General features: G+C 61.0%; 14 protein-coding genes. All 14 read right to left on the reverse strand.

The window, feature by feature from the left end; all coding sequences use genetic code 11:
* Positions 1-33: 33 nt before the first annotated feature.
* The 14 genes from RM533_RS00610 to fliF are packed head-to-tail and all read right to left on the reverse strand — an operon-like array spanning position 34 to position 11,701.
* Positions 34-1,182 (reverse strand): EscU/YscU/HrcU family type III secretion system export apparatus switch protein, encoded by a 1,149-nt coding sequence (locus tag RM533_RS00610; RefSeq protein ID WP_311339248.1) that lies wholly within the window; start codon positions 1,180-1,182, stop codon positions 34-36.
* A gap of 51 nt (positions 1,183-1,233) precedes the next feature.
* Positions 1,234-2,016, reverse strand: a complete 783-nt coding sequence (locus tag RM533_RS00615) for a flagellar biosynthetic protein FliR (RefSeq protein WP_311339249.1) — start codon at positions 2,014-2,016, stop codon at positions 1,234-1,236.
* A 4-nt stretch (positions 2,017-2,020) separates the two neighbouring features.
* Positions 2,021-2,296: a flagellar biosynthetic protein FliQ gene (locus tag RM533_RS00620; RefSeq protein ID WP_311339250.1), complete on the reverse strand. Its 276-nt coding sequence runs from the start codon at positions 2,294-2,296 to the stop codon at positions 2,021-2,023.
* Positions 2,297-2,320: 24 nt separating this feature from the next.
* Positions 2,321-3,091 carry a flagellar type III secretion system pore protein FliP gene (gene fliP, locus RM533_RS00625; protein ID WP_432265010.1) on the reverse strand — a complete coding sequence of 257 codons (771 nt, stop codon included), beginning with the start codon at positions 3,089-3,091 and terminating at the stop codon, positions 2,321-2,323.
* Positions 3,084-3,377, reverse strand: coding sequence for a flagellar biosynthetic protein FliO (locus RM533_RS00630; protein ID WP_311339252.1), 294 nt, complete (start codon positions 3,375-3,377; stop codon positions 3,084-3,086). Before RM533_RS00630 ends, fliP begins: the two co-directional genes overlap by 8 nt.
* Positions 3,377-3,694, reverse strand: a complete 318-nt coding sequence (locus RM533_RS00635; protein WP_311339253.1) for a FliM/FliN family flagellar motor switch protein — start codon at positions 3,692-3,694, stop codon at positions 3,377-3,379. Before RM533_RS00635 ends, RM533_RS00630 begins: the two co-directional genes overlap by 1 nt.
* 41 nt (positions 3,695-3,735) lie before the next feature.
* Positions 3,736-4,623 carry a FliM/FliN family flagellar motor C-terminal domain-containing protein gene (locus tag RM533_RS00640; RefSeq protein WP_311339254.1) on the reverse strand — a complete coding sequence of 296 codons (888 nt, stop codon included), beginning with the start codon at positions 4,621-4,623 and terminating at the stop codon, positions 3,736-3,738.
* On the reverse strand, positions 4,620-5,183 hold the full coding sequence (locus tag RM533_RS00645; RefSeq protein ID WP_311339255.1) for a flagellar basal body-associated FliL family protein: 564 nt from the start codon (positions 5,181-5,183) through the stop codon (positions 4,620-4,622). Before RM533_RS00645 ends, RM533_RS00640 begins: the two co-directional genes overlap by 4 nt.
* Before the next feature lie 27 nt (positions 5,184-5,210).
* Positions 5,211-6,623: a hypothetical protein gene (locus tag RM533_RS00650; protein ID WP_311339256.1), complete on the reverse strand. Its 1,413-nt coding sequence runs from the start codon at positions 6,621-6,623 to the stop codon at positions 5,211-5,213.
* A gap of 36 nt (positions 6,624-6,659) precedes the next feature.
* On the reverse strand, positions 6,660-7,133 hold the full coding sequence (locus tag RM533_RS00655; RefSeq protein WP_311339257.1) for a hypothetical protein: 474 nt from the start codon (positions 7,131-7,133) through the stop codon (positions 6,660-6,662).
* Positions 7,099-8,466, reverse strand: a complete 1,368-nt coding sequence (locus RM533_RS00660; protein ID WP_432264997.1) for a FliI/YscN family ATPase — start codon at positions 8,464-8,466, stop codon at positions 7,099-7,101. The genes RM533_RS00655 and RM533_RS00660 overlap by 35 nt, the downstream gene beginning before the upstream one ends.
* 4 nt (positions 8,467-8,470) lie before the next feature.
* Positions 8,471-9,082 carry a FliH/SctL family protein gene (locus tag RM533_RS00665; protein ID WP_311339259.1) on the reverse strand — a complete coding sequence of 204 codons (612 nt, stop codon included), beginning with the start codon at positions 9,080-9,082 and terminating at the stop codon, positions 8,471-8,473.
* Positions 9,075-10,082: a flagellar motor switch protein FliG gene (gene fliG, locus RM533_RS00670; RefSeq protein WP_311339260.1), complete on the reverse strand. Its 1,008-nt coding sequence runs from the start codon at positions 10,080-10,082 to the stop codon at positions 9,075-9,077. Before fliG ends, RM533_RS00665 begins: the two co-directional genes overlap by 8 nt.
* Positions 10,079-11,701 (reverse strand): flagellar basal-body MS-ring/collar protein FliF, encoded by a 1,623-nt coding sequence (fliF, locus tag RM533_RS00675; RefSeq protein WP_311339261.1) that lies wholly within the window; start codon positions 11,699-11,701, stop codon positions 10,079-10,081. Before fliF ends, fliG begins: the two co-directional genes overlap by 4 nt.
* Positions 11,702-11,773 lie beyond the last annotated feature (72 nt).

The raw sequence follows: 11,773 nt of genomic DNA on the forward strand, positions 1-11,773 counted from the left end.
TTTTGCCCGACAACATCGTTCAGCGTGTCGTCGTCAGCCGCTGCGACCCCGGCCGGCCGGGGTAAGGCGGCCTTCGGCGTCGTACAGCACGGATTGCGGCACTTGCACAATCGGGCGCCGGATCGGCTCGCCACGCGTGAGGGAATAGACAAACGCAAGGATTGCCGCGACCGCGACATAAAGCTCTTCACGGATAACCTGGTTTTCCCGGGTAGTGAAATAAAGTGATCGTGCCAGCACCGGATATTCCAGCACCGGCACCCGCGCCTCTGCGGCGATGTCCCGCATGGCTAGTGCCTTGTCGCCCCGTCCCCGGGCCAGCACGATCGGCGCGCCTGCCCGTTCCGGATCGTACGCCAGCGCGACGGCAAAATGCGTCGGGTTGGTGAGGACAAATTGTGCCTCCTGCATCGCCTTGGCCACGCCGCCTCTTGCCAGTTGCCGCTGCCGGTTGCGGATCGCTGCACGTTTTTCAGGCGATCCTTCGCTTTCCTTGGTTTCGTCGCGAACCTGCTGCTCAGTCATTTTGAGGCGTCCGGTGCGGCGGATCCATTGAATCGGGAAATCGATGCAGGCAATGACGGCAAGGCCGACCGACAGCAGGATGAGAAGTGACGTGATGCTGTTCCACGCCACGGTCAGCTGTGCCGACAGATCTCCCCGGCCGAGCGCAAGCACCGAGGACAGATTATCTTGCGCCCAGAACCACACGATTGCGCCCAGCAGCCCCAGCTTGAGCACGCTTTTGCCAAGTTCGATCCAACCGGTCGGGCCGAACATCCGCTTCAGCCCGGACAGTGGATTGATGCGCGATGCCTTGGGCGCCATATTGGTCGCAAGGAACCGTCCATCGCCGATGGCAAGCTGCGAGATGACGGTTACCACCATGATGACTGCTCCCAAGGCAAGCACCGGAGGCAGGACAGCGATAAGTACCTCGAGCAGCATGGTGCCCGGGGAGAAGTTTTCGATGTCCTGCCTGCCAAAGGAGAACCCTGCGCGTGCGGTTGCTTCCAGTCCCTCCATCAGCCAGGACCCTGCGTAGCGCAGCCAGATGGCTCCCATCATTACCGCAGCGGCTGTGCCCAGTTCCTTGGAGCGCAGCACGTCGCCCTTGCGTGTGGCGTCGCGTTTGCGCTTTTCCGTGGGGGCAAAACTTTTCTCACCGGCGTCATCACTCATGGCTGCATGACTTCAGTGCAGGGCCGAAGGCAAGGGACAGTGTGAGCAGCCTCATGGCATCAGCATCGCTTCTGTTTGCGCAATCCCGTTCAGCGACAGCACGATGAACTGATCGGTGAGCAAAGGCATGGCGGAAATAAGCGCGGCAATTCCGGCCAGCACTCCTGCGGGCAACCCGAGTGAGAACAGGTTGAGCGATGGTGCCGAACGGGACAGAACGCCGGTCGCCATCTGCACCAGCAGCAGGACCAGCGTGACAGGCAAGGCAATCGTTACCGCCGTGATCAGCATCTGCCCGGCAAAACCGGCGACCAGATACGCCCGGTCGGCACCAAACCATTGCGCGCCGGGCGGAAATACCCGGTAGCTCTCGATCAGCAGCCGCAGCCACAGGAGATGCCCGCCCAGCGAGAGGAACACGAGCGTGATAACTACGGTGAAATACTGACCTAGCGCACCCGATTGCCCGCCTGTGTTGGGGTCTACTGCAGTCGCAATGGCCATGCCCATGGCGCCGGAGATCTGCTCTGCGGCCAAAACTGGTGCAGCAAAGGTAAGCTGCAGGATGAAGCCAAAGGCAAAGCCCATTACCGCCTCGCTCAGCAGGGAAAGCAAAGTGGGAAATGACAGCAGATCCTGAGGCAGGGCGATGGGCGTATGTACCAGCACGAAAACACTGATGGCTCCTGCCATCGCGATGCGCACCTGCACTGGCACGCTGCCTGCGCCGAACAGGGGCGCGGCAAGCAAAGCCGCGCCTATCCGCACCATGACGAAAATCAGGCGCCACAGTTCGGCCTCCATGATGCCAAAGCCGAAGTTGGGAAGGGCCATTGCGCTACAGCCGCGAGATATTGGCAATTTGAGTGAAGATGTCCTTGGCAAAATCGCCGACCAAACCCATCATCGATGCGCCCAGCAAGACCAGCACAAGTGCAATCATCGCCAGTTTCGGGACAAAGGTCAGCGTCTGCTCATTCACAGAGGTTGCCGCCTGGATTACGCCGATGATCAAGCCAACGCCAAGTGCAGCCAGCAGGATCGGCGCCGCGATCAGGGCCGTTACCCAAAGCATGCGGTCGGTAAGCGCCAGCAGGGCAGAGCTTTCATCCATTGTCGAAATGCCTTCTTGATGCAGTCAGGTGAAGCTCAGCGCGAGTGAACCCATCAGCAAGGCCCAGCCATCGACCAGCACGAACAGCAGCAGCTTGAACGGGAGCGACACGATCGTGGGTGAAAGCATCATCATGCCAAGGCTCATCAGGACACTGGCCACGACAAGGTCGATGACCAGGAAGGGCAGGAACAGCATGAAGCCGATCTGAAATGCGGTTTTCAGTTCGCTGGTCACGAACGCGGGCAGCAGAACGGAAAACGGCACGTCAGCGGGGCTGGCAAACTTGCCGGCATTGGCCATGTCGGCAAACATGCCTAGATCCGCTTTGCGCGTCTGCCGGATCATGAAGGCGTGGAATTGGTCACCCGCAGCACCGATCGCCTGCTGAGCCTCGATCGTTCCGGCAGCGTAAGGTTCGATCGCGGCGGTATTCACGGCTGACAAGGTGGGCGCCATGATGAAGAGCGACAGGAACAGTGAAAGTCCGATCAGCACCTGGTTGGGAGGCGATTGCTGCAACCCCAAAGCCTGACGCAGGATCGAGAGAACGATGATGATCCTGGTGAAGCTCGTCATCATGAGAACCAGCGCCGGCAGGATCGTCAGCAGGCCCATGATGAGCAGCAGTTGCAGCGATAGCGACAGCGGTGCTTCCTCGCCTGCCGCGCTGCCTGCACCAAGGGCCCGATCGAGCGCGCCGGTGATCGCATCCTGCGCAGAGGCGGTTTGCGGCACCGCCAGCAACAAAATTACTGCCAGCAAGCGGCCGTAGGTTTTTAGCGCACTATGCATGGCGATCCACCTGTTCAAGCGATGCACGTGTCTGCGGTGCGTCCGCTTCGGCAAGGCGCGTAAGGCCATGGCGCGTACTGCCGACGAGGATCTCGCGTCCGCGAAATTCAATCACCGCCAGCCGCACGCCGGGAGCCAGCATGGTGGTTTCCACCAGCCGGGCGGTCTTCTGGCGATTGCCGGTGTTGAGCCGTCCTTGAACCCGCCGGGTCAGCCAGACGCTGCCCCAGATAAGCACACCCAGCAATGGCAGCAGGATCAGCAGCTTGAGGAGATACCATCCCATCAGGCGGCATCCTGCGCGCGCTCTTCCTGACCTTCATGGGGTCCGCGCGGCTCATGGTCATCTTCGTCAGCCAGTTCCACTATGCGGAGGGAAAACCGCTTGCCTTCATTGATGATTTCGCCCTTGGCGACTGCGCGTCCGTTAACATATACATCGAGCAGCTCGTCTGTGAGCCGGTCGAGCGGGACAATGCTGTCCTCGCCCAGTGCAAGCACCTCCTTGAGCTTCATGGATGTACGTCCAAGCTCTACCGAGAGGCAGACATCGACATTGCGCAAAAGGTCAAGGCCGCGGCGGTTTTCGGCAATCTTCGTCATGATGTAATCCTTGGCAAAAAAGTCGGACAAGAGCCGGGTGATCAGGGGATGCGCGTGATCTGCACGGCGACCCGATCATCCAGGGTGCCGATCGTGCCACAAGCAATTTGCGTGCCATTCACTGTCAGCGGCACCGCGCGCGATACGCAAAGCGGGATGACGTCGCCGACCGCGAGCCGCGATACGCGTGCCAGCGGCAGTTTCACCTCAGCAAGCACAGCGACCACCGGCAGTGGCACATTGGCAAACGGCTTCAGCGACGGCGTTCGCGCACTTTTGGCAGAGGGCGCCGGCGCACGGAGCGTATTGCCGAACAGCACTGGCAGGTCGGGAACGCCGATAGCGACAACGATATGCCAGGCATCCTGTCCATCCTCTTCAACAGAAACAACGAGGCGCGCGCATTCGGTAACGCCAGAAAATGGTTTGAGCCTGCGGATTGCTTCCGCGCGGCGGCGAACCACCGGGTCGTGGCCCTCGCCAAGTGCATGGCGCATGGCCAGGCAAAGCGCTTTTTCCAGTCGATTGAGCGTGAGATCGGCCGAGAGCGGGAACTGATCGGGCAGTGGATCCGGCGCTTCTCCGTTGCCGCCAAAGGTACGATCGGTCAGTGCCAGCGCTGCCTTGCCTCCGATGGAGGTGAGCACCACCGGTCCACCGTCGAACAGCCCCACGAGGCAATTGGCCGCCAGAGGTTCAATTCCATCGGTAAGGTCAGCCACCGCGATGATTTCAGCTGCAGAACATGTAAGCCGCAGATGATCACGACCAAGCAGTTCACATAAGGGTTGCCGCAGGTGGCGCGCCATCATCGTGCCCGCTTCGGCACAGGCGACCAGATCGTCCTCCATGCTGTGCTGGCTGCCCACCAGCGCTGCACAATGCCGCGCCAGCGCTCGTTCGGCTACAAAGGCATGATCGCTTTTCACTGGATCAAGAACCCGCGGAAATATACATTTTCCACCCCGCCAAACCCTTCGGTGCGCACCAGCACCTGATTAATGGCAGCGGTGAGGCGTTCCTGCAGGCGGCCCTTGCCCTCTACCGAATAGGCATCCTCCTCGGTGGTGTTCGCAAGCTCTGCAATGATTGCGGACCGGGCGGCGAGTTCATGCTTGTCCAGCCACATCAGAACCCTGCCATCGCGTTGGGTCGATGCAGCAAGGCTCACCTGGATGAGCGCCGCAGAATCTCTCAGATTGGCCGTGAATGGTTCTTCGAAACTGTAGTAGCTGGTGCGATATTTGCTGCCGCCTTCGCCCTCGACCCACTCAACCTCCTGTTTTGTGGGGACGGGGTAAGGGTCGACAGCGCCTTTGCGGACAAGCAGCGGGCCGGATATCTCGGCGCCTTCCTTGCTGCCAACGTAGCCCATCCTGACAGCGCCAAACGCCGACCCGGCGCCAATCGCCAGCAGCGCGATGCCGCCGATCAGCAGCTTTTTCCTGCCGCCCTTTGCTGCTGTGTCCTTTGTCGGCTGGTCAGCCATGCGTGTGTCTCCTGTTGCTTGAACTGATCAAATATAGATGCCGCGCTTTGCAGCGCCTGCCGGGCTGTCGCGCGTTAGGGGTTGAGTATCGACGCTCAGACTTTCTTCGCTCGCCAGATTTTCAGAGCGCTTGGGTAGCCCGTCCTGATCACCATGAGGTGCAGTTTGCTTACCCGCTGGCGGATGACCCTGACCGTTTTCGCCATGCGAAAGCCCGTCAAACTGCTGCCGCCCTGCGCCAGGTCCGCTGTTCTGATTGCTGCTGCTCTGGTTGGCGGCATTGTCTTGCCGGGCGAGTTCGGCGCCTAAGCGTTCTGCAAGGCTGCGCTCTGCAATGGCTGCATGGACGGCGGGGACAAAGTTCACATCAGCGCTGGCAAGCGTCACGTTCAATGCCTGTGCAGTTGAACCTGCCTCCAGCCGGATCGAAACCGGGCCAAAGTCCTGGTGCTGAACATTCAGACGCACGGTACCCGGTTGTCCGGAGGCGCGTGCCTGAGTCAGCCTGTCAAGCAATGCCCCAAACTCCTGCGGGCCATCAAGATTTGTGGCGGGCCGGCCGGATATCGGCAGAGGCGCAGAAGCGTCCGAGCGCGTGTCTCGCATCAAGACTTCGCCTGCTGCATCCAGGACAGCGGGCTTTAACTGTGCTTTGTCATCTAACGCCCGGGCCGCGAGTGCAACATAAGACGGCTCCTTCAAGAGACCAGCAGCCGACGCGGTATCACGCAGCACCGGCGGACTGTCCGCTCCGTCGTTGAAATCGCCGCTGACCAGCGTGCCTGTCGCTTGTGCTGCCATTCTGAGATCCGGTTGCAGTGCCGGCGTGCCAGTCGCCGCATCAGTTTTCGGCAGCGCTCCACCCTCCGATGGGGCTGTGACAAAGGGAGCTGGAAAGCCAACCTGCGTAGCTGCTGCACCATCTGGATTCTTGCCGTGTAACGCGCTTGGCTCACCAGGCTGAACGCTCGTGATCAGCGGTTGCTGCATGCCGATCCGAGCCTGATTGGTGCCATCTGCCAAGGATTGCGGCGGGATCAATGCAGGCGGCAAGGCTGCGTCGCTGTCGACACCGGCTGCGCCTGATTGTGGAGCTGCTTCGTGCCCAAATGACGAAAACGATAACACCGGCGTCATTGTCACAGCCGGATCTGCAACAGCAGGAGTGGCCGCCGTTTGCCTGTCTTCCGGCAACAAATTGCCGCCCGTTTCTGCCGCCTCGCCATCCTCCACAGCATCCGCCTGCACGCTATCTTTGCCGGCAGGAGTTTGCACGATGGAGGCAACTGCGGCGGACACCAATGCCTTGAACTCTGCGCGTGCGCCTGCATCACTTGCATGCACCGGAGTCTGTGCGGATCGTGCGTTCACTGGCGCAAGCATTCTGACTTCCGTCGTGCCGCTGGTCCTGGTTCCGGCAGTCTGGTGGTTGGTGATCAAGCTGCTGTCCTTTTCAGTGACGCGGCAGGATGAGTGTCAGCTGCCCCGTGTTCTTCTCCTGCTATTCAAGGATCGTGCCAAATCAGCCGATAACGGCACATCCTGCTCATTTTTTTCGTATGCTGCTGCACGGACTGCTGCTCCGGTTTGCTCTGCTGCCTTGTCCAACCGCCGGGTCGCCTGGACCAGTTCGTCATTGCGGCGGTCCGCGTGCTGACGTGCCATGGCGCTTTCGCCCGCAGCCTTCTGCGAGAGCTGATCCAGTCCTGCGCGGAACAGTCGCAGCCGCTGCAGCGCTGCTCCCTCGACGGCGTTCGATGGCGCGGTGTAGTCGCTTGCAAGGTCAGCACTGCGGCGGGCGAGGGCATGGAGACGCGCGTAGGTTGATTGCGCCTCCGCTGCCATGCGGCCGGCATTGATCCGTTCGGCGGTACGCAGACGTTCCAGACGGCGCAAACGTGCCAGTCGGTTGTCTTCAGCGGGCACTGGCAGGAGCAGGCGAGGCTTCAAGAAGGTGATCGAGGGCAGCAATACTGCCGGCAAGCGAACAGGCGGCATCATGATCTTGCATCAGGAATGATCGCATCGGGTCTTGCATGGCCAAAGCACGGTCGATCCTGAGGTCCACGCCTTCGCGATATGCGCCCATCAGCACCAGATCACGATTTGCCTCGTAGTCCGCCACCATTGCCCGAAAGTCGCGTGCGTGCGCCAGATGTTCAGGCGATGCGACATCACTCATCACTCTGCTGAGCGAAGCGGGAACGTCGATAGCGGGATATTGCCCACGCTGCGCCAGATCGCGCGACAGTACGATATGCCCATCCAGAATGGCCCGTGCAGTGTCTACGACCGGATCATCGTGATTGTCACCGTCGGCAAGGACGGTGAACAGACCGGTGATTGCTCCGCCTGACTGCCGCGCATTGCCAGCTCGTTCCACGAGCCGCGTGATCGCCGCAAGAGCAGATGGCGGATAGCCGCGCGCCGCGCCAGGCTCTCCGAGCAGCAGGCCGATTTCGCGTGCAGCATGGGCAACCCGGGTCAAGCTGTCCATGATGAGCGTGACCTGCTGACCCCTACTGCGGAAGTATTCTGCTAACGCCATCGCCGCCTGCGCCCCGCGCAGCCGCAGGTTTGATGCATGATCGGCAGGAACCGCGATGATTGCGGTGCGTGCCCGCCGATCCTGTTGCATGTGCCGCCTGACAAAATCGGAAACTTCGCGCGCGCGTTCTCCAATCAATGCGACGATGATGATGTCGGATTGTGCGTGATTGACAATCATGTCGAGCAGGACCGACTTTCCCACACCGGAGCCTGCCACGATGCCCATGCGCTGTCCAACACCCAGAGTGGCAAGAGCGTTGATGGACCGTACGCCGCAATCGAAAGGTTCGACTACCGAAGCACGGTCAAGCGCGCCTTCGCGCTTACCGCCCAAGGGCCAGAACGCCTGCGCCCTGATGGCAGGGCCGCCATCGATAGGCTGCCCGGTGCCATCGACGGCACGGCCAAGGAATGCTTCGCCTACCGGCACCATCCCGGGCACCCCTTCTGCCTGCACCCGTGCCCCGGGTTGCAACAGCACGGAGTCGCCCAGCAACATCATCAAGCTGTGACCATCGCGAAAGCCGACCGTTTCGGCAGCAACGCTAGAACTAGTCTGCGATGTGTCGCTTTGTGGTGTGGCGATGCGGCAAACGGTACCCACGGGTATGGGCAGGCCGGACACTTCGACCATGCCGCCGTCGCAGGCGCGTACCAGACCGAACCGCGTCGCGCCGCTTGCAATGTTCACCTGTTGCAGCGATTCAAGTTCCGCGAGCATGCGCGTCAACATGGCGTTACAGGCCGATCGCTGCACGAAGCCGGCGGTCCCACTCCTGTGGCCCGCACGACAGCCCCCCATCTGCATTCTCAGCCAGCAGATTGCCACGTTCCATGGTGGGATCGCCAAGAATGGTGTGTTCGGCGGTAAAGTCGGGAGACAGGCTGGCTATGTCCTCGGGATGCAGGCGCAGAACTGTCGGTTGGCCTGCTGTGGCAAGCAGGCGCGCAGCGGCGTCGCAACGTTGCATGATCTCGTTACCGTCTGTGGCGATTTTTCCCATGACGGAACTGCACAGGATGGCCACTGTTTCGCGTAGCCGCTGACTCAGATCGCCAATCATGGTTTCGTCCAGGCGCTCGAACGACAATGCAAGGCTGGCGTGATGATGCCGGACTGACTTGGCCTCTGCGATGGCGTCGCTGCGACCACGCTCAACTCCGGCTGCATAGGCTTTCGCAACTGCATCATCCAAGGCACATGGCTCTGCCTGAGGTTTACAGGCAGGCTCATTCTGACGCCGGTCATGATGATAACGATGGTCGGGCGCAAAGCTGCTATCTGCGACCATCCGATCGAATTGCGGAATATCGACCATATACCCTGGCAGGAAAACGCCGTCAGACATAATCGCCGTCACCAGATCCAAAGACAATCTCGCCTTGTTCAGCCAAAGTGCGGGCATGCTGGATCATGCGCTGCTGCGCAGCTTCGACATCAGCCTTCTTTATTCGTCCACGCAATTCCATTTCGTCTCTGACGCCATCTGCCGCGCGGGTCGACATGGCGGCGAAGAAGGCGCCGTGTTCGTCCTCGCCGATACCTTTCAAAGCGTCGACCAAGACTTCGTTTTCAACCTCGCGCAAGAGCCGGCCCATGGCCTGGGCATCGAGGGCGAGGATCTGCTCGAACTTAAACATTTCGGCCTCGATCGCATCGGCAAGAAGACGATCTTTCCTGGAGATGGCAGGCATTACCACCTGCTCCACCGAACGCGCGGCCTTGTTGATGATCTCTGCTGCTTCACGAATCCCGCCCATCGTCAGTGCGGCCTGTCCGAAGCGTTCCGCAAGCCGTCTTTCAAGAAGCTCCGACAGCATTGCCACCGCGTGTCCTGATACAGGACCCAAGCGCGCAATCCGCTCCACTACGCCTGCCTGTTTGTCGGCCGGCAGGTTCGCCAGCATCTGCGCCGCCGGTTCAGGATCAAGCATCAGCAACAAGACGGCTATAGCCTGCGGATGTTCATCAACCAGCAAGGGAGCCAGCGTTTGTGGCGCAAGCCAGCGGGCAATTTCGATGGTGCGGCTTTGTGCCTGCGGAGCGATCCGCTGCATCATGTTTTGCGCTTTTACCTCGCCCACCGCCCGTGTCATGACTCTGGTCAGATGCGCGTGCCGCTCGGTACTCGGAAGGTCCGGGTTTTCGGCATGCCGGATAAAGCCGTGAATTGCAGACGACATGCTGGTCACATCGACATCGCCCAAGGCGCACATCCGGTTTCCGAGCCGTTCAAGTTCTTCTGGCTGAAGGCGTGACAGGATTGACGCTGCATCCTGGTCGTTGAGCAGCATGATGATGATCGCCGCCTGGTCAGCGTCGTCGTGTGCCGGCATGGAGGCGATCATGCAGTGTCTCCAGCAGACGGTTGCGGCGCTGCCAGCATCCGGCGCAGGGCGGCCACTGCCCTGTCAGGTTGCTGCGCGGCGAGTTGTTGAGCAAGAGCAACCTGTTCACGAAGGACGATTGCATTTTCACTGTCAGTGGCGGGAATCGGCAGCATAGCTCCTGACGACGGGCTGACCAGAGCGCCTGCGTCAGCCTCGATGGTTCCAGCTGGTGCGGCAGCGTCCGCAGCGTTTTTGTGGGGCGAAGCGTTTGCGATCTTATCATCCTTGTGCCTGAGGGCGCCGATCAACGGACGTACGCCGAAGATCAGCGCCAGAACTACGGCGATCAGTGCCACTGCATTGCGCAGGATGGTTGCAAACCAGGGCGTCTCGTAAAACGGAGGCTCCTCCATGGCAGCGGCATCGAAGGAGCCGACAATTACCGTCACCTCGTCGCCCCGCGCAGGCTGAGCGCCTACGGCAGAAGATACCAGCGCCTCGATCTGTTTGCCATTTGCCGGCGCGATCTTGGCAAGCGCATCCTTGCTCAGTGCAACGGCAACCGAAACACGCTTTACTCCGCCTGGACCTGTGCTGGAAACGGCGACTTCGCGACCCAGTTCGTAATTGCGCCGAGCACTGCTTTCGCCGCTGGTCTGATCGTTTGCGGCGGGTTGCGTGCCTTGCGGGGCTCCCGCCTCGAGGCCGGTCGGTGGAGGCGGTGTGTTGCTGAGCACGCCGGGCACACCTGCGGCGGCGCCCGCGCCTGCCTGCTGCGACTGCGTCTCGCTCTCGCTGCGCAGCGCGCCTTCCTTGTCGTAGCTTTCACGCGCCGAAGTGACCTCGGCCATGTCGAGTTCCACCTGCACCTCGCTGGTGAAATTGCCATCGCCCAGCATCGGAATCAGCAATTGTGCGATCTGCGCCCGCAATTTTTCTTCAAATTGACGCTGCACCTCCAGGCGGGAATCACCTGATCCGATGCTCGCGGACAACAAACGCCCGTGCTGATCGACTACCCGCACAGCACCGGGCTGCATCCCCGGGACCGATCCGGCAACAAGATTGACGATTGCGGTGACCTGATCGTCGGAGAGGCTGCGGCCGCGCGCCATTCGCACCATCACCGACGCGCCAGGGGCAATGTCCTCGCGCACGAAAACGGAGCGTTCAGGCTGCGCCAGATGGACGCGTACTGCTTCCACCCCATCGATTTCGCCGATGGTCAGCATCAGTTCGCGTTCGCGAATGTTGCGCAGCCGTTCTCCCTCCAGCGTCCGGCTGGATCCGATAGGAATGGCGTCGAGCATCTGGGCGCCGGTTTCGGGCAAGGAAAGCGCGCCATCGCTCGCCACCAGCATTCGCGCCCGGTAAAGATCGTCCTCGGCCACGGACATTGAGCCTGTGGCGTTGTCGATCTTGTAATCAATGCCGCCCGTTTCCAGCGCTGCGACCACGGCGGCGCGTTCTGTATCGGCAAGGTTGCCATACAGCACGCGTTGCGGTCCGGTCGACATCGCCATGTACAGCACTGCAGCCAAAGTGACCGCGCCCAGACCAGCGATGGCGGGCATGCTGCGCCTGACAGCGGGTTGCGAGAAAAACGCCGACCAGCGGTCCCGGGCCGACCCCGCCATCGGATCCGTAAGCGGACCCAGGAAGGACAGTCGGGAACCGGAAGCACTTGTGTTTCCAGAGCCGGGCGGCAC

Source organism: Croceicoccus esteveae, assembly GCF_031846435.1.
Classification (GTDB): Bacteria; Pseudomonadota; Alphaproteobacteria; order Sphingomonadales; family Sphingomonadaceae; genus Croceicoccus; species Croceicoccus esteveae.